The organism is Burkholderia catarinensis, assembly GCF_001883705.2.
Taxonomy (GTDB): Bacteria; Pseudomonadota; Gammaproteobacteria; order Burkholderiales; family Burkholderiaceae; genus Burkholderia; species Burkholderia catarinensis.
The window spans coordinates 207,358-233,564 of record NZ_MDEQ02000006.1; the positions used below are offsets into that span (position 1 = coordinate 207,358).

Consider the following 26,207-nt stretch of genomic DNA (forward strand, 5'->3'; position numbering starts at 1 on the left):
CCGTTGAACGCGACGGCGCCAGATTACGGGTCGTAAGATTAAGCAAACCTGAAGGTCGTGCCGAAGCGACACGGCGCCGCATCGGGCCGGTACGCAAGCCTGCCGCGCGCCGCCCGCATTTAAGCTCCGCCTAAGACGGGTGCGCTTATCATGGGAACCCCGGGCGCCCCGGCGCCCCCGTTGAAGAGACACGAATCCATGCGCGTACTGCTCGTCGAGGACGATCCGCTGATCGGCAGCGGGCTCGAACAGGGCCTCAGACAGGAAGGCTTCGCGGTCGACTGGGTGAAGGACGGCGACGCCGCGTCGCTCGCGCTGCGCTCGACCGGCTACGGCCTGCTGCTGCTCGATCTCGGGCTGCCGAACCGCGACGGCCTGTCGGTGCTCGCCGCGCTGCGCCGCCGCGACGAAACCTTGCCCGCGATCATCATCACCGCGCGCGACGGCGTGCCCGACCGCATCGCGGGCCTCGACAGCGGCGCGGACGACTATCTCGTCAAGCCGTTCGAGCTCGACGAACTGCTCGCCCGCATCCGCGCCGTCAACCGCCGCCATGCGGGCCGCGCGCAGACGACGCTCGCGATCGGCCCGCTGCGGCTCGACCCCGTCAAGCACCTCGTCTGGCTCGACGACGACGAAGTGCCGCTGTCGCCGAAGGAATTCGTGCTGCTGCACGAACTGATGCGCGAACCGGGCGCGGTGATTTCGCGCGAGCAGTTCGAGGAGCGGCTATACAGCTGGGGCGAGGAAATCGAGAGCAACGCGGTGCAGGTGCATATCCACAACCTGCGCAAGAAGCTCGGCCACGACATGATCCGCACCGTGCGCGGCGTCGGCTACCGGATCGGTGACGGCGCATGACGCGCATGCAACGCGCGATCGCGCGCTGGCGCAACACGTCGCTGCGGCGGCGCCTGCTGATGTGGCTGCTGCCGGCCGCGTGCGTGATCGGCCTGGTCGCGAGCGCGGGCACCTACTGGGGCGCGCTGCGCGAACTCGACGACCTGCTCGACGACCAGATGCGCAGCATGTCGAAGCAGATCGTCGTCGGTCCGAACGGCGAGCTGTCGTTCAGCAACCACGGCAACGGCAAGCACGACTTCGAAGCCAGCGATCCCGATGCCGTGCTGTTGGAGGTCTGGCGCAACGGCACGCTCGTGTATTCGACCGACCGCGATTCGAAACTGCCGCCGCCCGCGCAGACGGGCATCTCGAACGTCGACGTCGGCGGCCAGCCGTGGAGCACCTATGTGACCGAGCGCGGCGGCACGACGATCCGGCTCGCGCAGGCACGCCATGCGCGATGGGAAGCGATCGCGGCCATCGCCGTGCACCTGCTGTGGCCCGTGTTCTCGATGCTGCCGCTGCTGGCGATCGGCCTGTGGTTCGGCATCGGCGCGGGGCTGCGGCCGCTGCGCACGATCGCATCCGGCCTTAAACGCAGGAATGCGAACAACCTCGAACCGGTCGACGTCGCATCGATGCCGAACGAGGTCCGTCCGCTCGCCGAAGCGATCAACGACCTGCTCGCGCGGCTCGACCGCTCGTTCACGCTGCAGCGGCACTTCATCGCCGATGCCGCGCACGAGTTGCGCACGCCGATCATGGGGCTGTCGATCCAGTCGCAATTGCTGCGGCGCGCGGCGAGTGCCGACGAACGCGAGCGCATCCTCGCGCAGATCCATGCGGGCACGACGCGCCTCGGCCACCTCGCCGAACAGCTGCTGACGCTCGCGCGCCTCGAACCCGATGCGCAAGCGGCCGCATCCGCGTCGGCGCCCGTCGATCTCGCCGCGCTGTGCCGATCGGTGGTCGCGGATCGCACACGCGTCGCCGACGCGCACCGGATCGACCTCGGCGCGATCGTCGGCTCGCCCGTGATGACCCCGGGCAATGCCGACACGCTGCGCGTGCTGCTGAACAACCTCGTCGACAACGCGATCCGCTATGCGGGCGACGGTGCGCGCGTCGACGTGTCCGCGCGTTTCGACGGCACGACGCCCGTGCTCGAAGTCGCCGACGACGGCCCCGGGATCCCGGAAGCCGAACGCACGGACGTGTGGGAGCGCTTCTATCGCGGCGAGGGCGCGCAGGCCGTCACGTCGTCGGGCAGCGGGCTCGGGCTGTCGATCGTCAAGCGGATCGCCGAACAGCATCGCGCGACGGTCGCGCTCGGTACCACGCGCGGCGGCCGCGGGCTGACCGTTACGGTGCGCTTTCCGCTACCGGCCTGAGACACGCGCGACGGGCGGCTTGTCCACAGATTATGTTGGCAAGCTTGTGGACAACCTTCCATTAACGGCACCAAGCCATTGATCGGAAAGGGTTTGTCGAGCGTGCGCGGCAAATGCGCCAGGCCGGGTCAGCCCACCACCCGATTCAGTTGTCGTCGACGATTCGCTCGACCCGCAGGCCGTCGGCAGGCGGTGCTGAAACAGATCAACGCGCTGACCGGCGACGGGCCGGTTGAGTCGCTACCCGGTCCGGCACACAAACGTTCCCCTTTGTACGCGCTGACGCCTCGCAGCGAGGCGGCCTGTCAGGCCGTGGTCGGGCAGTGGCAACAGCATGTCCGCGACATCGCCGGCGACTTCAGTTCGGCTGACCTGGATGCGGCGCTCCGCGTGCTGCCGGCCTATCCGTCGTCCGCCGTCGCGAGCCCGCACCTGTTCCAGAAAGTCGGCGTGGCCGGTATCTGCACGGCGTGAGGGCATGACCTGCCCGGCGAAGTTTAAGAAAACATCCTGGCGGCTGGTTGTCCGGTCCAGTAATCAATCGTCCCTGGCGGGCGGCCCAACCCGTTTGCAGAAGCACGTTGTACCCATCCCGGTTGGGGGGCTGGATCGTCCCCGGCGGCAAATGCCCTCCCCCCAAACACCGATGCGGCTGTTCGGCGTAGCCAAGTGCGTTGCTCTGATCATCGCGTCAAAGTAAGACGCGAAAGCGTGAAGAACTTTGCCTGCCGCCACACAAACGGTAGCCACCCCGTCCTGTCTACTATTGAGATTCATGCGAACAGCGACAAGCTGCGGTGACTCGGCGGACGCCGATGCGTCGCCCGGTGCATGTCTGCCTGGAAGTTGAATCATGGCGTGCTTTCCCTGTTCCGCTCAATCAAGCAACCAGCCGTTATCGCCCTCGACCAGTGTGCCGCCGTGGCTGGTGGTGTCACCCTCGCGGGCGACCGCCCGGCTGCCAAACGTGGTTACGCCCCCGGTGACGATGACAGCACCGCAACTCGTAGAGTCACCGACACAGGCCGCTTTTCTCCCCCCGACTGTCACGCCGTCCGTGCCGCTGATAACAGTCCCAGGTCCATGCAACGGACAGACATGGCGATGGCCGACAAGCACAACGGGTCGCATGAAAATCTCCGATGGTGATATTGATCAGCCGTTACTTTCCAGCGGCCGCACTCTGTTCGCCCACATACTTCCACTGGAAGCTGAAGGGGTCCACGCCCCTGTCCCCCGGCAGGTTCGGCAGTGAATCACCCTCCTTGACGAACACCTCGTGATAGCCGCCGAGCCGTTCGATGCTCTTGCCCGTCGCGGCCCAGTAGCCGGTCTTTGGCGCGTAGTCGCCCGGACGGGCGTACGGCAGCGCGGGAACCTGCGTACGGGCATCCACTTCGCCGAGGAATTCAATGTGCCGCCCCTCACGCGCTTCTTCATCGGTCGGCTTGTAGACCCTGAAATAGAGGCGGTTCGACGGCGCGTTATCCGTGATCGGATACATCATCCTGCCTTTGCCCGTATCGGTACGGTCCAGAACCTCGCGCACGTCGATCCAGTCAAGTTGCGTATGCCAGTAGACCATCTCGTAGACATGTGTGCCAGGAAGGAACTGGCTGTTCATGATCACAAATTCACCGGGGCCATCTGAAGTCCATTTGCTTTCAGCCTTAACCTTGTTGGCGTACAGTTTTATTTCCTCATCCCGTGGAGCCGCGACATAAGGCTCAATGTCACGATGCTTAGGCGGGGCAGGCTTAATCTCCTTGCCCCCCGAATACAGCCGCATTGCAGGACCATCCGGTGTCGGTTTACCGGTCCATTTAACGTCCTGCTTACTTGGATTGATATAAGACAGGTAATAGTGAATTTCGACGTAGTTGCTGCCAAGCTTTCCGTCATGAAACCTGATCTGCGTGATCAGCGGATTCTTGACCCAGGTTACCCGCTCATTCGGCACGACGCCCGTCTGGTTTCCACTTTGCTTGTCAGTCAAGGGACTCTCCGTGGTTTGGGTCGGTAACGGAAAGGCTTGCGATACTGGCGAGGCAAAGCAGGCCGACGCCGCTACAAGCCCCGCTGTCAGAACAACCAGTCCAGTACCGCGCATCGTCCGATGGTGATGCCTCATCTTTCGCGCTCTTAATAGAAATGCTATTCCTTGGCATACACCGGTTCACGATTGGGCATGAACACATCCGGGAAGTAATCTGCTGTCATTGCCCGCTAGCCTGACTGTGGTCGCCCACGTACTTCCACTGGAAGCTGAAGGGATCCACGCCCCGGTCCCCCGGCAGGTTCGGCAGTGAATCACCTTCCTTGACGAACACCTCGTGATAGCCGCCGAGCCGTTCGATGCTCTTGCCCGTCGCGGCCCAGTAGCCGGTCTTTGGCGCGTAGTCGCCCGGACGGGCGTACGGCAGCGCGGGAACCTGCGTACGGGCATCCACTTCGCCGAGGAATTCAATGTGCCGCCCCTCACGCGCTTCTTCATCGGTCGGCTTGTAGACCCTGAAATAGAGGCGGTTCGACGGCGCGTTATCCGTGATCGGGTACATCATCCTGCCCTTGCCCGTATCGGTACGGTCCAGAACCTCGCGCACGTCGATCCAGTCGAGCTGGGTTTGCCAGTAGACGACTTCGTAAATGTGTGTGCCCGTAAGGAACTGGGTATTTTCGATTACAAATTGGGTTGGCCCATCTGTCGTCCATTTCTCCTCTTCCTTTAAAACGTAGGAATACAATCTAATGTCCTCATCTCGCGGAGATGCCACATATGGCTCAATGCCATTCGACTTGCGTGGAGGCTCAAGTTGAATTTCATGCCCCTCTGAAGACAGCCGTATTTCGGGGGCGTCAGGAGTCGGCTTACCGGTCCATTTAACGTCCTTTTTACTCGGATTTATATAGGAAATGTAGTACCGCACTTTAATACTGTCGTCACGTACGATTGCGTCATGGAACCTGATCTGTGTGATCAACGGATTCTTGATCCAGGTTACCCGCTCATTCGGCACGACACCCGTCTGGTTTCCACTTTGCTTGTCGGTCATAGAACTTTTCGTAGTTTGGTTCGAAGGCGGCGCCGCTTGCTGTTCTGCAAGGGACGAGCAGCCGAGCAGCGCCACCATCCCTCCAATCGAAATAATGGTGCGAACGCCGTTCATTGTCAGACGGTCAGGTTTCATTCTTTGCGCTCTCGATAAAAAATGCAATACTTTCGGCATTAGCTAACGCCCTGTTGGGCGTGAACTCGGCGAGTACCCGTGCCGCGTGTGCCCCATAGGCAGTCTTTCCGTTGTATTTGCCAGGGTCATGTGTCCCGTTAACATCGATTTTCTGGTCCTTGGCATGAGCGGTATTCTGCAAATGCGCCACCTCGTGCAGCTGGATTTCCATTCGGTTCTGATCGACCGGGTCCCCGTTATTAAAGCTTCGGAAGAACGGACCATACTGGCAAGCGATATTGACGTATTCCATCCGGAAGCCTGATTGGGCGGGCTTGAGCGCCTTGGCTGGATACAACCCCGGCTGCACATAGGCACCTGCCTCAAAACCCAGTGCGCCCTTGACCACCCGTTGCATGGATATATGGCGGAAGAACTCCCGCATGCCTTTCAGGTAGTTGTGGACGTGATGCCCGGCAGGCTTGGCTGCAAGCTGTCCGTGCAACGTTTCCGGGGCAGCGATGTCGTTGGGCGTTACGCCAAACCAGTATTCGAAGTTCGACCAGAGATCGTGATGAGCAACATTGTGAATCGTTTGCAGAGTCGCATATTCCCTGACGACTGGCGCCCGCGCCGAGGGCTCATCAGGCATGGCGGCGTTGGCGTCCGCCCAGGGTTCGAGCTGTTTGAGGCGCTTCTCGATCAGCTTCAGGCAGGTTATCCAGCTCTGTCGAATTTCCAGTTCGAACGCCTCCTCGGACAGCGTTGCGTCCGTTGCGAGACATTCCCGCATCTGGGCTAGAAAACCCACTGGGTGGAAATGCCAGTTCTTCGCATCCATCGGCGTGGAGAGCGGCTTCATGGCATTGTTCACACCGTCCTGCTGTACCTTCGCCTCGCTCCAGAACTGCTGACGCCGAATATCCTGCAAGAACGCCTTGAACTGGCTGTCGGATAATTGCGGAAGCGGCGGATGGCCGCCTTGCTGAAGTTTGTCGTATCGCTTGCTGTTGTTGCTGCTGTCCCATTCAGTGTGGAACCGGACGGCGGCGGTGCGCAAGATCGCGTCAACGCCATCAGCGTGAAGATCCTCAAGACTCAGGCTCGCAGAAGACTTGTGTGCGGCAGACAGGATTTTCTGCATGACCGCATCGTCGTCTTCAACGAAGCCATCGTCAGTCGTATTCAGTTCGCTATCCTCATAGGTCTGCCATCCCCGTGCTACCCAGTCGCTATCGGTAGTCAGCGTCACCCACGCTTCGCGGACAATTTCCCGCCCATCGGCTGCGGCCCTCGCTTGATCGGCGTACGCGTAGTAAGTACTTCCATTCATGCCAAATAGCTTGAAACATATCAGGTCGCTAACCAAATTAGGCTTCTTTCCATCTACCCCGCAGGGTATCGCTCCAAAAAAGCAGGAGCCGGCTGGAAACACTTGCATGTCGGATGCCGATAGCGAAGGTGAAACTCTAGTGTCGAGAACCATTCGGGATAGGCGAGCATTATTCGTCAACCACACCTTCCCCATACCATCGCTTTTCTGTCCATCGGCATATTCCTGGTACGACGAACTTGGGTCGATAATGTTCAGCGGAACAAGCGGCTTCATCTGCTTCACCAGCTTATTCTCACCTGTAAAAATCTCGAAGTGGAAGCTGTCCGCCACCGGACCAAGATCGCCGTCCGTTATCCCGGCGTAACCAATCACCTGTCCGGCCCTGACCGGATACTCCATTGAGAAGGTGCAGTCCAACGGCATCCACCGCTTTTCCGTAGGATGGCAGCAATACATGAACGAAATGGGGTAGCCCAGCCGGATTTTCTGCTCGGGCCTCAGTGGAGCGCCTGGCGCCACGTCCAGATACATGCGCTCGATCCATCCGTCGCCACTGTTGCGGGTATTGATGTCAGTAATCCTGATCTTGACCATGTGGTGCCCGTCATCGATCACCGCGCTTACCGTTACTTCGTCCCCGCGCAACGCGGCAACCGGGACAATTGTATTGGTGGTCGTGAGAAACGGCGGCAGGACTGCCTTGTTCTGCAACTGCTTCTGCGGCAGCAGATTCGCGTAGAGCGAGTAGAAGTGCGCCCCGATGTATCTGGGGATGCTCGCGCTGACACCCTGCGAAACGCCCGCCACGGGCTGCATTTCACCGCCTCCGCTATTGACCTCGCACTCGTGCCGTATCAGTACAAAGCTGCTGCTGAACTGCCGGGGCGGTGACTGCTGCGGCTTGGCTTTCGACGCTGACGCCTTCACGGGTGCGGCCGCCTTGATCTGCCGGTCGAGTTCGCTGTCGATATAGTCCCGATCCAGTCGGAATGCGACGATGGTTCCGTCCGCGACCGCGCGCACCGGCTTTTTTCCGCTCAGGTGTACGCCGCCGTGCCAAAAGCGGTTGCGCCCTACCGGGAATACACCTCCCGCGACGTGCTTCGCGAGATCGATATATTTGCGGACAAGTGCTGGCGTACTCAGCGCGGCACTGGCTGACTGCGGGTAAGACGCTGGCTGCGGGGCGTTGTAATAAGGATCGTCTTCAAACGGGAAAGTCACAATCATGAGGCACCGTTCCTTGATGGAATAAACGGCAGGCGTCAGCCTGAAAACGGGAAGTAGTCCGGTGTGAACGGGTCGCCCTTGTTCACGTCTGAGCGCACGTCCAGGGCGTTCTTGACCCAGCCGGTCTCGGTCTGGACCGGCCCCTTCAGCTTGATCCGGACTCCTTCAATCGTGACGCCCTCACCGTCGAGCGTGATCTTTCCGGCCGGGCCGATGATTTCAGCCTTGTCGCCCGCCTGTAGCTGGTAGATACGAGTCTTGCGCTCAATAGCCTGCCCCGCCTCGACCTGGTGGCGCCCCTGCACCTTGTGTTCGGCGTTGCCGCCAGTCGTGACCAGGAAGTTGGCCGCAATGGTGTCCTTGCGATTGTTGCCCGTTTCCTCGATTCGATCCTTGCCGATCTGGATGCGGTGATCGCGCCCAACCGAAAGAAACGCATCCTGGCCGATGGTGTGACGACGATCTACACCAATATCGACCTGTTCGCCTCGGCCGACTTTTTCCGTACGATCGTTGTCAATCGTCACCGATTCATCATGTCCGACTGTCTTCGCGCGATCATGCCCAACCGTATGCGATTCATCGTTTTCAACTTCGGTTCGCATATCCCTTTCGGCATGGAACCATATTTCCTCCCTGCCTTTCCTGTCCTCGAACCGCAGCGCGTTGGCGGTTTCGTAGCCGCCCTGATCGGTGGAGCGCGTCAGCGTGCCGCTCTGGGTCGCATTGGCGGGCAACTCCCACGGTGGCATGTTGTGCGCGTTGTAGTGCCGCCCCGTTACAAATGGCCGGTCAGGGTCGCCGTTCTCGAAGTCCACTATCACTTCCGAGCCGACCCGCGGAACGCTGATGGTCCCGTAGTTGTTGCCTGCCCACGGATAGGAAACCCGCAGCCAGCAGGATGATGTCTGATCATGTACTGGCGAGCGGTCCCAGTGGAACTTCACCTTCACCCGGCCATACTGGTCCGTGTAGATTTCGCTCCCGTCGGCCCCCGTGACAATGGCTGTCTGCGGGCCGGTTGTGCGTGGCTTGCTGACCGTGCGCGGTGGACGGAAAACGGTCGTGGCCGGCTGCACTTCAAACCGTGTCCGAATCCGGTATTCGCCGGTATTGGTTGCCCCGTCGAGTTCAGCCGCATCCAGCCGAGCCCGGATAACAAGGTATTCGCGGTTTGCACCGGTTTGCGGAAAGCCCGCCAACGTAAAAGTCGTCCCGCACACAACGTTCCGCACATTCCCACCGCCAGTGCCCCGCTCACCCAGCGCACGCATTTCCTGCATGCGTATTCGTGCAAACTGCTCACCGGCCTCCCGATCGGTGTAGTCGCCTGGCCACTCGTAGCGTTCAAGCGTATTGTGCGAGGTGTCCTGCGGCAACTGAATCTGCGCCTCCAGATTTGCCCTTGGCCGGGTGAAGTCGAAATCGTTCGTGGTCCACTGACCTGACTGGATACGCGCAGTCGTATCAAAGTTGTCGATGTGCTCCATGTCAACCCTGCGGCCTGGCGGATAGTACGACAGCGTCTGATAGGCTTCACTGTCAACCGGCTTGTGTGCCCCCAACTGGTCCACCAGGATCATGCGATGCACGGTATCTGAATGCTCGAAGAACCAGTAAATACCGTTCTCTTCCATTAGACGCTGGATAAAATGAAAGTCGGATTCGCCATACTGGACCTGATAGACCAGCTCGGGATAAGACGCGCTTAGCCGCATGTCCCACGAGTAGAGGTAGCGGCCGCCCAGCACTTCGCGAATGATTTCAATAACAGACTTATTCTGAAAAATCCTGTAATCCGAGCGTTTCTCAGCCAGCGCGATCCACGGTTGCAATTTGAGTCGATACCTACTCTGGCGGTTTGACTGCCCGGCAAAACTCACTGCCGTGACAATCCCGCTGATTTCGCGTAACCCGCGTCCGATGTTTGCTGCACCGGTCGCCCCTGGCATTCCAGGGACAAAAGTGCCCATCCCGTCAAGCTGGATGGTGACGGTCAGTTCCTTCCCAATCATGTCGAGCGTATTGAGATTCGCCGCCTCTTCGTCACTCAATCCTGCGTCGAGCGAGGTTTTAACCTCCAAATCGTAGGTGTAGATTTTGGAAAGTTCTTCCTCGCCTTCGATCGCAACCAGTTGCAATACAGGTTCGCCATTGGGCGATAACGGAACGGCAGCCCCACTAATAGAGAGCGTTCGGGGCCGGCTGAATTTCTGCATGACCGGATATAGCTTCTGAACATCAAACGCGTTGGACATGGTGATTCCGACAATAAGATGGATCGTATTTGGCTACTCGGCGAGCGTATGCAGACTGCCCCGTCAGGACGTTTCGCTATCAGGCAACAACCGGACCGGCAGGGACACGGGGCTATCCATTGCGACCATATGATGTTCACGTCGCGTCAGTTCGGGTAGCCGCTGGGCAGCATGGCGTGATGCGGCTGCGAGGAATTCGGCAGGCGCGAACAGACCCAGCACGTCGTTCCGTTGCTCCGGTTCACAGAGGTCCGGTACCCCACTGAGGTCGCCGAACAGCTGTTCAAGTTTGACCGGAGGCCTGAGTAGCTCCGTGATCCCCTGGGGCTTGGCAACCGGCTTAACCGGTTGCGGCGGCAACTCCACCATAGTGAGCAAACCCAATCCCGGTTCAGCCTGCACGGGCAACGCAGATGGAGTGGCTTCCTGTGTATGAGGGATTGCCCACTCGGCCAATGAAAGCGGATCATCGAGAAATCTAAGGTATTGACTGTACAGTGACGCAATAATATTTACGTCCTCCACAGCACCGTTATTGTCATCGAGTTGGTGAAGGGCCTCGCTGCCACGAAGGGACGCTGATGATCCAAGCAGGCCAAATACTGCCCCACCTCCGCATTCGTCACCAATGGACAGCGCCCGAAATCCCCCGCGCATAACATTGTCTGCGACGTGAACAACCGTGCCGCCGTGATCCGTTGAATCGCCAAAGCGAGCGACATCCTCGCCTGAGGTATTGTCTTTCACGTTTCATCTCCGTCGAACGGAATTTCTCCTTCGTCGAATTTACCGAACACACATGAAAAATCACATAAGACGCGTCCGAAATTGACAAAACCTGGCAAAAATCACAGGGTGTGATTTTTTGTCGCGACAATGGACATGCCACGCGTATAAGTTGCACACACAACGTCTGCACAACCGGGGCTGGCTCAAGCGGACAACGGCAAGTGACTTGCCGCCTCACGCGAACCCAATCGGGCGGCTCGGACATATTGCAACCTTCTGGACACTCCTCCATCATGGCTTGCGCCGTCCGCCGAAGCAAATTCACACCAGCAGAACAACAACCAGAAGACCGAATCAACCACACGAAAATTCGAGATAAATCCCACCCATATCCATAGGCATCCTAACTTATCGATATAACAAGACACACTGCCAGCACATCGGACTCAGTGCTGGACGCCTGGAGCAGCCCCCTGAAACGCCGGACACAGTCACCCAATTACAATAACAGGCAAGCATAAGACTATGTCTTTGACTAACACCTGGCAGGAAGTGATGGAAGTGTTGACGGGCCCGGAGCGCCGGCGGCGCCGGACGGCGGAGCGAAGCTGGCGATGGTTCGCGAGAGTTTCGAGCCGGGGAAATCGGTTTCGACGGTCGCGCGCCAGCACGGCGTGAATCCGAACCAGCTGTTCCACTGGCGCAAGCTGTATCCGGATGGGAGCCTGTCAGCGGTCAAGGCTGGCGAGGAAGTGGTTCCGGCCTCGGAACTGGCCGACGCGCTCAAGCAGATTCGTGAGCTGCAACGGAGGCGCCCATATAAAGACCATGGAGAACGAGATTCTCCGCGAAGCAGTCGAGTACGGCCGGGCAAAAAAATGGATAGCGCACTCGCCCTCGCTGCCGGAGGACCAGTGAAACTGGTTTGTGAAGTTCTCGGCGTGTCGCGCTCGAACGTATCGGCACGACTGTCGCGTCCGACGACGTGGCGCGATGGCCGTCAATCGCGGCAGACCGACGAGGCGAGCGTGGTCGAAGAAATCCGCCGAGTCGCCGGTGATTTGCCCAGCTATGGCTATCGCCGGGTGTGGGGCTCGCTGCGTAATGAACGCATTGCCAGGTGCCGTTCAATGCGAAGCGCATCTATCGCATCATGCACACTCATGGTCTGCTGATGCAACGTCGTCCAACTCCACCTCGGCCGCAACGTCGGCATGATGGCAAAGTGGCCGTGACGCGCAGTAACCAGCGTTGGTGTTCGGATGGCTTCGAGTTCCGTTGCGACAACGTCGAACCGTTGCGAGTGACGTTCGCGTTGGACTGCTGCGACCGCGAAGCGATGAGCTGGGCGGCCACGACGGCAGGCCACAGCGGCGACATCGTGCGCGACGTGATGCCGGCTGCAGTGGAAAATCGGTTTGGCAATGAGCTGCCTACACCGTCCGAAATCGAGTGGCTGAGCGACAACGGTTCGGGCTACACGGCCGACAACACACGTCGGTTCGCAGTGGCCATCGGCCTGAAGCCATTGACCACGCCGGTATGCGGCCCGCAAAGTAACGGAATGGCCGAGAGCTTCTTGAAAACGATGAAGCGCGACTACGTCGCGTTCATGCCGAAGCCGGACGCTGCGACTGCTGCACGCAATTTGGCCATCGCGTTCGAGCATTACAACGAGAAGCATCTCCATAGCGCGCTGAAACATCGCTCGCCTCGCGAGTTCCGGCGCTCGATGGATTCAGCAATCCTTAGTGTGATGCCGCGTCCGGTATTACAGGGCAACTCCAGCGGGGTATCATGTCAATTCGTCATGCGGGATGGGGAATTGTGGAGGAATGGCCTGAAGCAGCCACACCCCGTTTCGCCACATCTTCTATCTTGCCCGCCTGACAAGAGTTCGCTGCCACCGCCAAAGTTCTCCACAGAAAATGTTGGCAAGCTTGTGGATATCCTGCGCACCGCCACCCTAAGCCCTTGATCCGATGGACTTTGGCACGCGTGATGCAGACGAGGCCCTGGTAATGGCCATCGCACACACCGCTTCGCCGCACTTCGCGTCACGACGCCACGACGACGCTCGCCGCAGCCGGTTCACGCGCGCCCGCCATGCGCGGCGCGACTTACCCACAGATTTTGTTGGCAAGCTTGTGGATATCCTGCGCAAGCCTGCGCTAACCCGTTGATCGGCCTACGGTTCATGCGCGCGGTCACGGTTGCGGCACCCTGCGGCCCGAGCCTGCGCGCAGGCGCACGATCCCGCGCAACCGCGGCGCGTCACCCACGCCTTGACGCTCGCGCCTGCCGCGCGTCAAGATCACGCCAGCCGCACGCAGACGCGCATCGCCGGCTTCGCGCGACGGTTCAACGGGCCGGCCGTTCCGCCGGCGCCGCACCACAAAACCTCACTCCGAGGAAGGCCATGGAACACTTCTCCGCGTGGCAGTTGCTCGTCTCGCTTGTGCTCGTCGCGATCGTCGTCTATCCGTATGTCCGCATCGTCCGGCGCACCGGGCATTCGGGCTGGTGGATCCTGACGATGTTCGTCCCCATCCTGAACTTCGTGATGTTGTGGGTGTTCGCGTTCGCGCGCTGGCCCGCAGTCGACGATCGGCAGCCCTGATCGTCGCAATGGCGGCGGTGCAGGCTTGTCCACAGATTTTGTTGGCAAGCATGTGGATAGCCTGCGCATACCGCGACCAAGCGCTTGATCCGAAAGGCTTTGTCCGTGCCGCCTCGAATGCGGCACGCGGCCGGCAAATCGCCGGCCCCGTATCGTTTTACCGCGTGACGGGTGGCCTTCCGAGCGTGCGGACCGGCTTATCCACAGATTGTGTTGGCAAGCGTGTGGATAGCCTGCGCATACCGCGGCCAAGCGCTTGATCCGAAAGACTTTGTCCGCGCCGCTTCAAATGCGGCACGGCGGCGCGCGCCACGCCGGACGCGGCCGCTCGCGGGCTTGTCCACAATTTTTGTTGGCAAGGATGTGGATATCCTGAGCATGCGTGACCTAAGTCGTTGATCGCACAACGTTTCGACGCGCGGGTCACGATTGCGGCACGACGTGCATGCGGATCTCGTCACGCACGCCGCGCCGCCCGGCTCAACCGAACGCCTGAACCGCGATGCGCGCGGCCGAGGCGATCACGTCGTCCTTCGCCCGCGCATCGGCTTGCGCCTGCGTGTAGTACACGACCAGCACGATCGGCGCACGCGACGGCGGCCACACGATGCCCGCGTCGTTCGTCGTCCCGTAGTCGCCGGTGCCCGTCTTGTCGCCGACCGTCCACCCGGCCGGCACGCCCGCACGGATCCGCTTGTCGCCGACCTTGTTGCCGCGCAGCCACGTGACGAGCTGCGCACGCTGCGCGGCCGGCAATGCCTCGCCGAGCGTCAGCACACGCATGCTCGCGGCCATCGCGGCGGGCGTCGTCGTATCGCGCAGGTCGCCCGGCAGCGCGGTATTCAGTTCGGTCTCCCATCGATCGAGCCGGAACCTGTCGTCGCCGATCGAGCGCGCGTAGGCAGTCACGGCCGGCGGGCCGCCGATCAGCTTTATCAGCAGGTTCGCGGCCGAGTTGTCGCTGTACTGGATCGTGGCCTCGCACAGCCCGGCGACCGTCATGCCCGCGCCGACATGCTTCTCCGTCACCGGCGAATAGTTGACGAGGTCGGCCTTTCCGTATGTCACGCGCCGTTGCAGCAATCCCGGACGCTCGACGCTCTGCGCGAGCACCGCCGCACTCAGCATCGCCTTGAACGTGCTGCAGAACGGGAACCGCTCATCGGCGCGATGCTCCACGCTCCGGCCGCTCGCGGTGTCGATCGCGCACACGCCGAGGCGGCCGCCCGCGTCGCGTTCGAGATCGGCAAGCGTCGCCGCCGCGGCTGCGGGCGCTACGGCGTCCGCGGCAGCAGCCGCTGCCGCAGTGGCCGGGTCCGGCGCGGCGCTCTGCCGCGATGCGCATGCGGTGACGGTCAGGACGAGCGGCGCCGTCGCGGCGGCCAGCAACAGGGTTCTACGTTGCGGTGAGTAAGTCATGTCGGTTGTCTCGTGGTGGAATGGAGGCGAAACGATGTTGAAAACGCCCGGCCGGCAAGACAGCACTATCGGGACTTTACGGTTAGCTGACAAGCAACGATAATTGAGCGCTGACAAAAGAAATTCTTATGACGAAGCTCCGCCCTCATCTCCCGCTCAATGCGCTGCGCGCGTTCGAATCGTCGGCGCGCCATCTGAACTTCACGCGCGCCGGCCTCGAGCTGAGCGTGACCCAGGCCGCCGTCAGCCAGCAGGTGCGCTCGCTCGAGGAGCGGCTCGGCTGCACGCTGTTTACGCGACTGCCGCGCGGCCTCGGGCTCACCGACGAGGGGCGCGCGCTGCTGCCCGTGCTGAGCGATGCGTTCAGCCGCATCGAGACGGTGCTCAAGCAATTCGACGGCGGACGTTTCCGTGAAGTGCTGACGCTCGGCGTCGTCGGCACCTTTGCCATAGGCTGGCTAATGCCACGGTTGAAGCAGTTCGGCGATACGCACCCGTTCGTCGAGCTGCGGCTGCGGACCAACAACAACGTCGTCGACCTCGCCGCCGAGGGCCTCGATTTCGCGATCCGTTTTGGCGTCGGCAACTGGCCGGCGACGCGCAACGAGCGCCTGCTCGAGGCGCCGCTCACCGCGCTGTGCGCGCCGGAGATCGCGCGGCGCCTCGCGCAACCGGCCGATCTCGCGAATGAAACGCTGCTGCGCTCGTACCGCACCGACGAATGGCTCGGCTGGTTCGACGCCGCGCAGCTCGAGCCGTGGGCGGTCAACGGGCCCGTGTTCGATTCGTCACGGCTGATGGTCGAGGCCGCGATGCAGGGCGCGGGCGTCGCGCTCGCACCGGCCTGCATGTTCGCGCGCGAACTGCAGCTCGGCCTGCTCGCGCGGCCGCTCGACATCGACGTGCGCGCCGGCGGCTACTGGCTCACGTCGCTGAAGTCGAAACCGCTCACGCCCGCGATGACGCTCTTTCGCGACTGGATCGCGGCCGAGGCGGCCGACACGGGCGACACGGCGCCGGCCGAGTAACGCGGCATTTGTCCACAGAAAGTGTTGGCAAGGATGTGGATATCCTGGGTACCCGGGACCTAACTCCTTGATCGCGCACGAATTAGCGTGCCGACGCAGACTTCGGGCAGCCCGTATGCACGGGCTTCGCACGCCGGCCGCGGAGGGCCCGATCCTCAACTGTCGCGACGCAATCAATTGCAAGTTGTCCACAGATTTTGTTGGCAAGCCTGTGGATATCCCATCCGCCCGGCGCGTAACATCCTGATACAAAAGGAGATTTGATACGCGGACCTTGACCGGTCAACCGCGCGGCACCACAAGGCTTTCGCGCGGCACGCGCCGCGCACCCGGCCCAAGGCAGGCCGGTTCTCCACAGATTTTGTTGGCAAGCTTGTGGATATCTTGCGCAACAGATGCCTAACTCATTGAGCACACGGGGTTTTATGCTTCGTCCGCAGGATCGGGCAGCGCCGGCCCGTGCGGCAAGCGCCGGCGCAATCCGTGCATCAATGCCGGTCGAGCCCGCCGCGCAATTCGCTCGCCTTGTCGCGCAGCGCCTCGTAGCCCGAACGCGCATGCTCGGGCAGGTCGGGATCGCCGATCAGCGCGCCGAGCGTTTCGATCAGGCTGAACAGGATGCCCTTCGCCGCGCCGACCGCGATGCTCTGCGATTCGATCGACTTGTGCAGGTGGTCGACCGCCGCTTCCAGATTCTCGAGCTTCTGCTCGCCGTCGTCGGGCCGGTTGTCGGTCGTCATCGTCTACCTCCGCCATCGTCCAAGGGTCATGTCACGATTCTATGCCGCCGCGCGCGAACGTGGCGCGACATCGCGCCACGTTCGCGCAACGCCGCGCGGCACTACAGCACCGCGACCACCCTCACGCGGCCCGGCTGCTCCGCCGACGCGACGACCTGGCCGTCGACGCGGCGGAACGTCAGCGATACGGTTTCGTCGCCGACGCTCAGCGCGTCGATCCGCAGCCAGTCGACGCCTTCCGGCAGCGCCGGGCGCTCGACGCGCACCTCGTGGCGCGCCGCGTCGATGCTCACGCCGAGGCACGCCTGCAGCATCATGAACGGCGCACCGGCCGCCCACGCCTGCGGCAGGCAGGCCACCGGATACGCGGTCGGCGGTTCGCCGCGCCGGCGCGGGAACCCGCAGAACAGCTCGGGCAACCGCATCTCGAAGCTCACCGCCGCCTCGAACAGCGCGCTCAGCAGGTTCACCGCGGCCGTCTTGTCGCCGTAGCGCGCGAGCCCGCGTGCGATGAGCGCATTGTCGTGCGGCCATACCGAGCCGTTGTGATACGCCATCGGGTTGAAGCGCGGCTGGCCGGCCGCGAGCGTGCGGATGCCCCAGCCCGTCTGGAACAGCGCGGAGCCGAGCACGCCGGCGACCGCCGCGCCGCGCTCCGCGTCGGGCAGGCCGAACGCGAGCAGGTGGCCCGCGTTCGACGCAAACACGCGGCACAGGTCGCCATGACCGTCGAGCGCGATCCCGTAAAAATCGCCCTCCGGCATCCAGAACAGCGCGTCGACCTGGTCGCGCAGCGTCTTCGCGCGCGATGAATAGCGCGCGGCGTCGGCCGCATGGCCGCGCCGGTGCGAGCACGCCGACATCGCCTCGAGCGCCGCGCACGCATAGGCCTGCACTTCGACGAGCGCGATCGGCCCGTCCGGGAAGCGGCCGTCCGCATGGAACACCGAATCGTGGCTGTCCTTCCAGCCCTGGTTCGCGAGGCCGCGCTCCGACGTGCGCTGGTAATCGAGCAGTCCGTAAGGATTGCGGTCGCACTTGTCGATCACCCATTGCGCGGCGCGCTCGAGCGCGGGCCACAGCTCGTCGATCAGCGCATCGTCGCCGGTGCGTTCGACATACGCGCCCGCGAGCACGATGAACAGCGGAGTCGTGTCGACGCCGCCGTAGTACAACGCGAACGGCACCTCGCCCGTCGCGGCCATCTCGCTGCGGCGGAACTCGTGCATGATCTTGCCGGGCTCGGCATCGCGGAACGCGGAGGTCTCGCGCGCCTGATGCTCGGCCAGGAACCGCAGCACGCCGCGCGCGAGCGACGGCTGCAGCCACAGCATCTGCAGCGACGTGATCACCGCGTCGCGGCCGAACGGCGTCGAGAACCACGGGATGCCCGCATACGGGTACGGCCCCGTGTCGAGCTGCGTCGTGAGCAGCCCGAGATCCGCGAGCGAACGGTCGAGCCACGCGTCGAACAGCGGATTGCCGGTGTTCACGCGCGCCATCGATTCGCGCCGCGCGCGCATCTCGCGGTGCACGCCGACGAGCGCGGTGCGCAGCGCGACGCGGCCGCACCCCGGCCCTTCGCCGTGCGCCGGGCCGAGCGTCGCGTCGACGGTCAGGTAGATCGACACGCATGCCTGCGCGGCGATCGTCAACGTGTAATCGGCACGATCGACCGACAGCGCGTCGGGCGCCGGCGAGAAATGCACGGTCACGTTGCGCTCCACGCTGTCGAGGCCGTCGTAGCGCAGCCGCACCGCGCCCGCGTCGACGCGCGGCGCCACCACGGTGCCGCGCTTCGGGCGCGGCGTGCCGCGTACCTCGAACATGTCCTTGAAATCCGCCGCGAACGACAGCGACAGCGGCACCTCGGCTTCGCTCGAGCCGTAGTTCGTCAGCGTCAGCGCTTCGTAAAGCACGTCGCCCGCGAGCACACGCATCCGCTCGATATGGATCACGCCTTCGGGCGTTTCGTGGCCGCCGAGCGGCGGCAGCGGGCGGTTCGTCAGGTGCGCGGTGAACGATGCGTTGTCGGCGCTCGTCGCGCCCGACAGCAGCGACGGCGCGCGGCCGCCGAACGTCAGGCGCCACGTCGACAGCACGCGCATGTCGTCGACGAACAGGCCGTCGTCACGACCGCCGATGTCGCCGAGCGCGTCGCCGACCACGAACGCGTCGCCGGATTTCAGTACGTACTGGTTGTTGCGCGCGAGCGCCTGCGGATCGGCTTCGGGCGCGATGAATGCGGGACCCGATGCTGGGGTCGGGGAAACAGGCGCGACTTGCGGCGCCTGCGTCGTCGTGGCTTCGGCGTGATTCGGCATCGATGCTCCTGTGTCGAGGCGCAACGCGCGGCGCGCGTCGCGTGTTTCGCACAGGATAGGACAGAACGGGGGGCGCGCGCAGCGACGAAAAAGACGCGACACCCTGCGACGTTGCCGTCGCCGCATGGCGTCGCGCACAGGCACATCAGACGTCGGTCAGAACTTCCACAGGATATTGCCGAGGATCGCGTTGTCGCGCACGCCGCTGCCGTACTGGCCGCTGTACGTGAGGCCGAGCGTCAGGCGCTTCGTGATGTTCGCGTCGATGCCGGCCTCGAGCACCGCGCTGTCGCGAGCAATCGGCACGCCCGACACCTGGAACGACGTGCCGCCGTTCGCGAACGTGAACGCCGACGACGGCCGCACGTTGCCGAACGCATGGCGCCAGCCGACCGTCCCGCGCGCGGTGAATGTGCCGCTCCCGATCGAGCCGAGCTGCGACGCCGCGCGCAGGCCGAGCGTCGAGAAGCCGACGTGGGTCGTCTCGCCGCCGGCGCGCAGTGCCGCCGCACCGCCGCTTTCCGTATAGCCGTCGGTATGCAGGTTCACATACGCGAGGCCCGCGAACGGTTCGATCGCGACGGACCCGACCGGCAGTGCGTAGCCGACTTCGCCGAACACCTGCGCCGAATTCGCGTTGTAGCCGGCCGAGTCGTGATCGGAGAAGCCCGCGAAGCCCGGATACCGGTCGCTGTTGATCCGGTACCACGTGTACGACGCGCCCCCGCGCACGCCGAGCGCGCCGTACTGCGCGCCGCCGTACAGCGACAGGTAGTAGCTGTTCACCGCTGCCGACGAACTCTGGTCGTTGTCGAGCGAGCTGTGCGTGACGCCTGCTGCCAGACCCGCGCGCCACTTGTCGTTGAGCGCCATGTCGGCGCCGGCGATGAAGCCCGTCATGCTGCGCTTGATCGTCGATGCGTTGCCGTCGCCGGTGAGCCGGCTGCGGCCGCCGAATGCCTGCCCCCAGACGACCGGCTGGTACGGCGTGCCGCCGTAGCAACCCTCGCGCGAACCGATCCGGCGTTCCGGCGGCAGCGTCGGGTCGACCACGCCGGCCGTGTTGTCGCCGCACAGCGCCGCGCCGCCCGACGACAGTGCGGCGAGCGGGCCCGATCCGGGCGCGAGGCCCTGGCGGACGCGATCGGTCACTGCGTCACGCACATAACGGCTGTCGAGCAGCAGCATGCTCTTCAGGCTCGCCTGCAGTTCGCCGTCGAGCAGCCCGTACGCGCGGCGCGCGGTGGGCGCGTCGGTCGTCAGCACCGCGTCGTACAGCGGGTTGCCGGTGCCGAGGCCGCCGAGCGCGGTCGCGACCGAGCGCTGGTTCGGCGTCGTCGCGACCGAGGGCAGCGGGTTGCCGTTCGCGACCAGTTGCAGGTACACGTGATCCGGATCGTAGGTGAGCTTCGGCATCAGGAACGCGTAGTTCGCATTCACCTGGCTGAACGCACCCTGCACACCCGACGACGCGGTGAGGATCGTGTAGGTCGTGCTCGGCTGGTAGCCGCTCTGGTTCGCGAGCACCTGCACGGTGCCGCCGTTCAGCGTCGCCGTGCCGGTCGCCGCGAGGCTGCCGCTCTGCTGCGGCGTGGCTGCGACCTGGAACGTCGAACCCGGCTGGAACGTGACGTTGCCGCCCACGTTCAGCGCCGCGCCCGGCTGCGATGCGGCCGCCGTCGCGCCGCCCTGCACCACGAGGCCGCCGATCGTGCCGGTGCCCGTCAGCGTCGCGCCGTTCTGCACGGTCACGGTCGACTGGCCGAGCGAACCGTTGACGGCGAGCGTGCCCGCGCCGACCGTGGTCGGGCCACTCAGCGTGCTCGTGCCCGTCAGCGTCAGTTGCCCGCTGCCGGCTTGCGTCAGCGAACCCGTGCCGGACAGCACGCTCGCGATCGTCACATTGCCGGATTGATTGACGATCAGCGCGCCGTTGTCGACGACGTCGCCGGCGATGCTGCCCGACGTACCGCCGTTGCCGAGTTGCAGCGTGCCGCCGGCCGCGACCGTGGTGCCGCCCGTGTACGTGTTGCCGCCGGTCAGCACCTGCGTGCCGCTCGCCACCGTGACGCCGCCCGAGCCGCCGATCGTGCCACCGAACGTACTGTTGCCGCTGCCGTTCAGTGTCAGCGCATTCGCGCCCACATTGACGTTCGTGCCGGCCACGCCCGACAGCGCGCCGACCGTTTGTGCGCCCGTCGCGCCGCTTACGTCGAACGTCGCACCCGTGCCCGCGAGATTCACCGCGCCCGTCGATGCGAGGCTGCCGCCCGCGCCGAGGGCGAGCGTGCTGCCGCCGTTGATCGTCGTGCCGCCCGTGTACGTATTCGCGCCCGTCAGTGTCTGCGTGCCGGTACCGGCAACCGTCACGCCGCCCGCTCCGACGATTGACCCGCCGAACGTGCCATTGGTGCTGCCATTCAGTGTCAGCGCGTTCGTGCCGAGGTTCACGCTGGTGCCGGCCGCGCCGGCCAGCGTGCCGATCGTCTGCGCACCCGTCGCGCCGCTCAGGTTGAACGTCGCCCCCGTGCCCGCGAGATTGACCGCGCTGCCCGACGCGAGACTGCCGCCCGCGCCGAGGGCCAGCGTGCTGCCGCCATTGATCGTCGTGCCGCCCGTGTACGTATTCGCCCCCGTCAGCGTCTGCGTGCCGGTGCCCGCGAACGTCATGCCGCCCGTGCCGCCGATCGTCCCGCCGAACGTCCCGCTGCCGCTGCCGTTCAACGTCAGCGCATTCGCGCCGAGATTCACGTTCGTGCCGGCCGTGCCGGTCAGCGTGCCAAACGTCTGCGCACCCGATGCGCCGCTCACGTCGAACGTCGCGCCCGTCCCCGCGAGGTTCACCGCGCTACCCGACGTGAGGCTGCCGCCTGCGCCCAGCGCGAGTGTGCCGGCGTTGATCGTCGTGCCGCCGGTATACGTGTTCGCGCCCGTCAGCGTGGTGGTCGCCGCACCGTTCTTCACGAGCGCGCCCGCGCCGGAAATCGCGCCGCTCAGCCCGAGCGCGTTGCTGCCGCCAAGCGTCAGCGTCGCGCCCGTACCGACCGTCATCGCATTGCCGACCGTCAGGCTCGTATTCGTATCGAGCGTTGCCGCACCGCCGACGTTCACCGTGCCGGTGCCCAGCGCCGCATTGTTGCCGAGCACCACTTCACCGCTGTTGAGGTTCGTGCCGCCCGAATAGCTGTTCGCGCCATTCAGCGTCTGCGTGCCGGTGCCCGCGAGCGTCAGGCTGCCGGCGCCGCCAATCGCGCCGCTGAAGGTGCCGCTGGCGGTCCCGCCCAGCGTCAGCGCGTTGCCGCCGAGGGCGATGTTCGTGCCGGCCACACCGGACAGCGCGCCGAGCGTTTGCCCGCCCGTCGCACCGCTCAAGTCCAGCGTCGCGCCAGCGCCCGCGAGGTTCATCGCGCTACCCGACGCGAGACTGCCGCCCGCGCCCACCGCCAGCGTGCCGGCGTTGATCGTCGTGCCGCCCGTGTATGTGTTCGCGCCCGTCAGCGTGGTGGTCGCCGCACCGTTCTTCACGAGCGCGCCCGCGCCGGAAATCGCGCCGCTCAGCCCGAGCGCGTTGTTGCCGCCGAGCGTCAGCGTCGCGCCCGTGCCGACCGTCATCGCGTTGCCGACTGTCAGGCTCGTATTCGTATCGAGCGTCGCCGCGCCGCCGACGGTCAGCGTGCCGGTACCCAGCGCCGCATTGTTGCCGAGCACCACTTCGCCGCTGTTCAGGTTCGTGCCGCCCGTATAGGTGTTCGCCCCGTTCAGCGTCTGCGTGCCGGTGCCCGACAGAGTCAGGCTGCCGGTGCCGCCGAGCGCGCCACTGAACGTGCCGCTGGCCGTCCCGCCCAGCGTCAGCGCGTTGCCGCCGAGATTCACGTTGGTGCCGGCCACGCCGGACAGTGCGCCGAGCGTTTGCCCGCCCGTCGCACCGCTCAGGTCCAGCGTCGCGCCGGCGCCCGCGAGGTTCATCGTGCCGGTCGATGCGAGGCTGCCGCCCGCGCCGAAGGCCAGCGTCCCGGCGTTGATCGTCGTGCCGCCCGTGTACGTGTTCGTGCCCGTCAGCGTCGTGGTCGTTGCGCCGTTCTTCACGAGCGCGCCCGCGCCGGATATCGCGCCGCTCAGCCCGAGCGCGTTGCTGCCGCCGAGCGTCAGCGTCGCGCCCGTGCCGACCGTCATCGCGTTGCCGACTGTCAGGCTCGTATTCGTATCGAGTGTCGCCGCACCGCCGACGTTCAGCGTGCCGGTGCCGAGCGCCGCATTATTGCCAAGCACCACTTCGCCGCTGTTCAGGTTCGTGCCGCCCGTATAGGTGTTCGCGCCGTTCAGCGTCTGCGTGCCGGTGCCGGCCAGCGTCAGGCCGCCGGTGCCGCCGATCGTGCCGCTGAAGGTGCCGCTGGCCGTCCCGCCCAGCGTCAGTGCATTGCCCCCAAGGCTTACGGTCGTGCCGGCTGCGCCCGAGAGCGCGCCGATCGCCTGCGCGCCGCCCGCGCTGATGTCGAGCGCGGCGCCCGGATTGACCAGATTCACCGTACCCGTGGACGACAGGCTGCCGCCCGCGCCGATCGCCAGCGTGCCCGCGTTGATCGTCGTGCCGCCTGTATAGGTGTTCGTGCCCGTCAGCGTGGCGGTCGCCGCGCCGTTCTTCACGAGGCTGCCCGCGCCGGAAATCGCGCCGCTCAATCCGAGGTTGTTGCTACCGCCCAACGTCAGCGCGGCGCCCGTACCGACATCGATCGCGTTGCCGACCGTCAGGTTCGTGGTCGTATCGAGCGTCGCCGTGCCGCCGACGGTCAGCGCGCCGGTGCCGAGCGCCGAGCCGTTGCCGAGCACCAGGCTGCCGGCGTTCAGCGTCGTGCCGCCCGTATAGGTGTTCGCGCCGGACAGCGTCGCCGTCGCGGCGCCGTCCTTCACGAGGCCACCGCCGCCGGAAATCGTGCCGCCCAGCCCGAGACTGGTGCTGCCGACGAGCGTCAGTGTCGTGCCGGTGGCGAGGTTGACGCCGTTCGCGAGCGACACGTTGGTGGTCGCATCGAGCGACGCCGAGCCGTTGACGTTCACTGCGCCGAGGCCGAGCGCCGTATTGCTGCCGACCACGAGGTTGCCACCGTTCAGGTTCGTGCCGCCTGTATACACGTTGGCACCGGTCAGCGTTTGCGTGCCGGTGCCGGCCAGCGTCACGCCCCCCGCGCCGCCGATCGTGCCGGCGTACGTCGCATTGCCGCTGCCGTCGAGCGTCAGCGAATTGCCGCCGAGGTTCACGTTCGTGCCGGCCGCACCTGCCAGCGCGCCGATCGTCTGCGTGCCCGATGCGCCGCTCAGGTCGAACGTCGCGCCCGCGCCGGCCAGGTTCACCGTGCCGGTCGACGCAAGGCTGCCGCCCGCGCCCAGCGCCAGCGTGCCGCTGTTGATCGTCGTGTCGCCGGTGTACGTGTTCGCGCCGGTCAGCGTCGCGGTCGCCGCGCCGTTCTTCACGAGGCCGCCGTTGCCGTTGATGGAGCCGGCCAGCCCGAGATTGTTGCTGCCGCCGAGCGTCAGAGTCGTGCCCGTGGCGAGATTGACCGTGTTGTTGAGCGTCGTGTTCGTGCTCGTGTCGAGCGTGGCCGAGCCGTTGACATTCAGCGCCCCCGTGCCGAGCGCTGCATTGTTGCCGACCACGAGGCCGCCGGCGTTCAGGTTCGTGCCGCCCGTATAGTTGTTCGCGCCCGACAGCGTCAACGTGCCGCTGCTGTTCTTCGTCAGCGCGCCGCCGCCCGATACCGTGCCCGACAGTGTGAGCCCGGTCGAGCCCTGCACCGTCAGTCCGCCCGCGCCGAGGCCCACGTTGTTGCTGACGTCGAGCCCGGCTGCGCCCGCCTGCAGCGCGCCGCCATTGGCCGTGATGGTGCCGGTGCCGAGCGACGCGTTGTTGTTGATGATCGCGACGCCGCCCGACAGCGTCGCGTCCTGCGCTGTGGACGCGCCGTTGATCGTCCAGTTGCCGCTGTTGACGTCGAGGTGATTGAAGTTGATGTAGTTGTTGGCCGCGATCGTGCCGTTCGCGGAAACACCCTGCTGCAGGGTGAGTGTGTTGTTGCCGCCCGCGCCGCCGTCGACGACACCCGTCGCCGCGACGCCGAGCGTGACCGGACCGACCGTGATGTTGAACGCGCTGCCGGTCCCGCCGGCCGTATTGACCGACGAGCCGGTGACCGCATTGAACGTGTTGGTGCTGTTCGCACCCATCGACACGCCGCCGTTGATCGTGCCCGAGTTGGTAAATGTATTGCCCAGCCCGGGCGTGCCGTTCGAGCCGAGCGACACGCGGCCGGTGATCGTCCCGCTGTTCGTCATGTTGACCGTGCCGCCGCCGTACGCGGCCACCACGGGCGCATCCGCGCCGATGAGGGTCGCGCCGATCAGCCCGTTCGAGCCGATCGTGCCGGTGTTGTTGATCGTCGACGTGCCGCCCGTGCCGTTCTGGACCGACAGCGCCATGCCCGTCACGCCGCTGATCGCCACCCCGGTCGAGCCGTTCATCGTGCCGTTGTTGGTGACGGTGGCGTTGCTCGCCGCCGCGTTGCCGACGACCGCGCCGCTCGACAGCACGCCGAGCCCGGTGCCAAGTGCCGACGGGTCGATCGTGCCGTTATTGGTCAGCGTGGTGTTGCTGCCCGTCAGCGACATCGCGGTGCCGCCGACGCCGAGCAGCACGCCGACGCTCGCGCCCGGGTTGACCGTCACGTTCAGGTTGTTGGCGCTGTTCGAATAGTTCGGCGCAAGCGGGTTCGCGACACCGGAGCAGGTCACCGTGGTGCCCGCCGTGGAGCAGGTCGCATAGGCGGGAACGATGCCGGCGCCGGACAGCGCCAGGAAAACGCCCGTCGGCAACAGGAATCTCGGAAACTGCTCGCCTGCCTTTTTTGTGCGCGCAACGTTCATGCTTTCCCTCGTCATTGGAATTGGTATTGCCTCGGAATCGAACCAGCAGCCAGCAGCAGAAAATCACGGACAAAAGCGTCCACCCCGGCGGTCGCGATGCGACGTCGGCTTACTCATGAATGAATTGCTTAATCGGCCCTTGAAGGCAGGTGTGAAACTAGTCGAATGACATGTCGATGGCCCCTGTTTTTCCGCAGCGATTTTCTG

Annotated in this window: 14 protein-coding genes and 2 pseudogenes; 6 read left to right on the forward strand and 10 right to left on the reverse strand. The window is 64.5% G+C overall.

Going from position 1 to position 26,207, the window contains the following annotated elements:
• Nucleotides 1–198 precede the first annotated feature (198 nt).
• The 3 genes and pseudogenes from BFF94_RS11990 to BFF94_RS12005 form a co-directional block, all read left to right on the forward strand.
• Nucleotides 199–861 (forward strand): response regulator, encoded by a 663-nt coding sequence (locus BFF94_RS11990; RefSeq protein ID WP_128847611.1) that lies wholly within the window; start codon nucleotides 199–201, stop codon nucleotides 859–861.
• Entirely contained in the window at nucleotides 858–2,234 is a 1,377-nt protein-coding gene (locus BFF94_RS11995) for an ATP-binding protein (protein ID WP_128847609.1), read from the forward strand. The genes BFF94_RS11990 and BFF94_RS11995 overlap by 4 nt, the downstream gene beginning before the upstream one ends.
• Before the next feature lie 393 nt (nucleotides 2,235–2,627).
• A pseudogene (locus BFF94_RS12005) lies at nucleotides 2,628–2,708 on the forward strand (antibiotic biosynthesis monooxygenase); the annotation flags it as partial.
• Between the two features lie 402 nt (nucleotides 2,709–3,110).
• On the opposite strand, the gene BFF94_RS12010 reads toward BFF94_RS12005, so the two are convergent.
• From BFF94_RS12010 to BFF94_RS12035, 6 genes are all read right to left on the reverse strand, one after another.
• The gene (locus tag BFF94_RS12010; RefSeq protein ID WP_128847607.1) at nucleotides 3,111–3,365 is read right to left on the reverse strand and encodes a PAAR domain-containing protein; all 255 of its coding nucleotides are present in this window, start codon (nucleotides 3,363–3,365) and stop codon (nucleotides 3,111–3,113) included.
• A gap of 31 nt (nucleotides 3,366–3,396) precedes the next feature.
• Complete coding sequence (locus BFF94_RS12015) at nucleotides 3,397–4,230, reverse strand: hypothetical protein (RefSeq protein WP_246637279.1); 834 nt, start codon at nucleotides 4,228–4,230, stop codon at nucleotides 3,397–3,399.
• A gap of 220 nt (nucleotides 4,231–4,450) precedes the next feature.
• The gene (locus tag BFF94_RS12020; RefSeq protein ID WP_246637280.1) at nucleotides 4,451–5,422 is read right to left on the reverse strand and encodes a hypothetical protein; all 972 of its coding nucleotides are present in this window, start codon (nucleotides 5,420–5,422) and stop codon (nucleotides 4,451–4,453) included.
• The gene (locus BFF94_RS12025; protein ID WP_128847605.1) at nucleotides 5,412–7,967 is read right to left on the reverse strand and encodes a M35 family metalloendopeptidase; all 2,556 of its coding nucleotides are present in this window, start codon (nucleotides 7,965–7,967) and stop codon (nucleotides 5,412–5,414) included. The genes BFF94_RS12020 and BFF94_RS12025 overlap by 11 nt, the downstream gene beginning before the upstream one ends.
• 35 nt (nucleotides 7,968–8,002) lie before the next feature.
• The gene (locus BFF94_RS12030) at nucleotides 8,003–10,225 is read right to left on the reverse strand and encodes a type VI secretion system Vgr family protein (RefSeq protein ID WP_246637281.1); all 2,223 of its coding nucleotides are present in this window, start codon (nucleotides 10,223–10,225) and stop codon (nucleotides 8,003–8,005) included.
• 63 nt (nucleotides 10,226–10,288) lie between these two features.
• A complete protein-coding gene (locus BFF94_RS12035; protein WP_128847603.1) occupies nucleotides 10,289–10,972 on the reverse strand; it encodes a TagK domain-containing protein in 684 nt (227 codons plus the stop codon).
• 537 nt (nucleotides 10,973–11,509) lie between these two features.
• On the opposite strand from BFF94_RS12035, the pseudogene BFF94_RS12040 reads away from it, so the two are divergent.
• Nucleotides 11,510–12,704: pseudogene (locus BFF94_RS12040) on the forward strand (IS3 family transposase); the annotation flags it as partial.
• A gap of 669 nt (nucleotides 12,705–13,373) precedes the next feature.
• Nucleotides 13,374–13,574, forward strand: coding sequence for a DUF805 domain-containing protein (locus BFF94_RS12045; protein WP_128847601.1), 201 nt, complete (start codon nucleotides 13,374–13,376; stop codon nucleotides 13,572–13,574).
• Nucleotides 13,575–14,054: 480 nt separating this feature from the next.
• On the opposite strand, the gene blaPEN-bcc is transcribed toward BFF94_RS12045, so the two are convergent.
• Nucleotides 14,055–14,993: a PEN family class A beta-lactamase, Bcc-type gene (blaPEN-bcc, locus tag BFF94_RS12050; protein ID WP_219139375.1), complete on the reverse strand. Its 939-nt coding sequence runs from the start codon at nucleotides 14,991–14,993 to the stop codon at nucleotides 14,055–14,057.
• 128 nt (nucleotides 14,994–15,121) lie between these two features.
• On the opposite strand from blaPEN-bcc, the gene penR reads away from it, so the two are divergent.
• Nucleotides 15,122–16,021 carry a beta-lactamase transcriptional regulator PenR gene (gene penR, locus BFF94_RS12055; protein ID WP_128847595.1) on the forward strand — a complete coding sequence of 300 codons (900 nt, stop codon included), beginning with the start codon at nucleotides 15,122–15,124 and terminating at the stop codon, nucleotides 16,019–16,021.
• A gap of 488 nt (nucleotides 16,022–16,509) precedes the next feature.
• Here the strand turns inward: penR and BFF94_RS12060 are convergent, their stop codons facing one another.
• The 3 genes from BFF94_RS12060 to BFF94_RS12070 all read right to left on the reverse strand — a co-directional run bounded on the left by BFF94_RS12060 (nucleotide 16,510) and on the right by BFF94_RS12070 (nucleotide 26,000).
• Nucleotides 16,510–16,761 carry a hypothetical protein gene (locus tag BFF94_RS12060; RefSeq protein WP_034180596.1) on the reverse strand — a complete coding sequence of 84 codons (252 nt, stop codon included), beginning with the start codon at nucleotides 16,759–16,761 and terminating at the stop codon, nucleotides 16,510–16,512.
• A gap of 101 nt (nucleotides 16,762–16,862) precedes the next feature.
• Nucleotides 16,863–19,085: an amylo-alpha-1,6-glucosidase gene (locus tag BFF94_RS12065; RefSeq protein ID WP_219139376.1), complete on the reverse strand. Its 2,223-nt coding sequence runs from the start codon at nucleotides 19,083–19,085 to the stop codon at nucleotides 16,863–16,865.
• 156 nt (nucleotides 19,086–19,241) lie between these two features.
• Nucleotides 19,242–26,000: an autotransporter-associated beta strand repeat-containing protein gene (locus BFF94_RS12070; protein WP_219139377.1), complete on the reverse strand. Its 6,759-nt coding sequence runs from the start codon at nucleotides 25,998–26,000 to the stop codon at nucleotides 19,242–19,244.
• Nucleotides 26,001–26,207 lie beyond the last annotated feature (207 nt).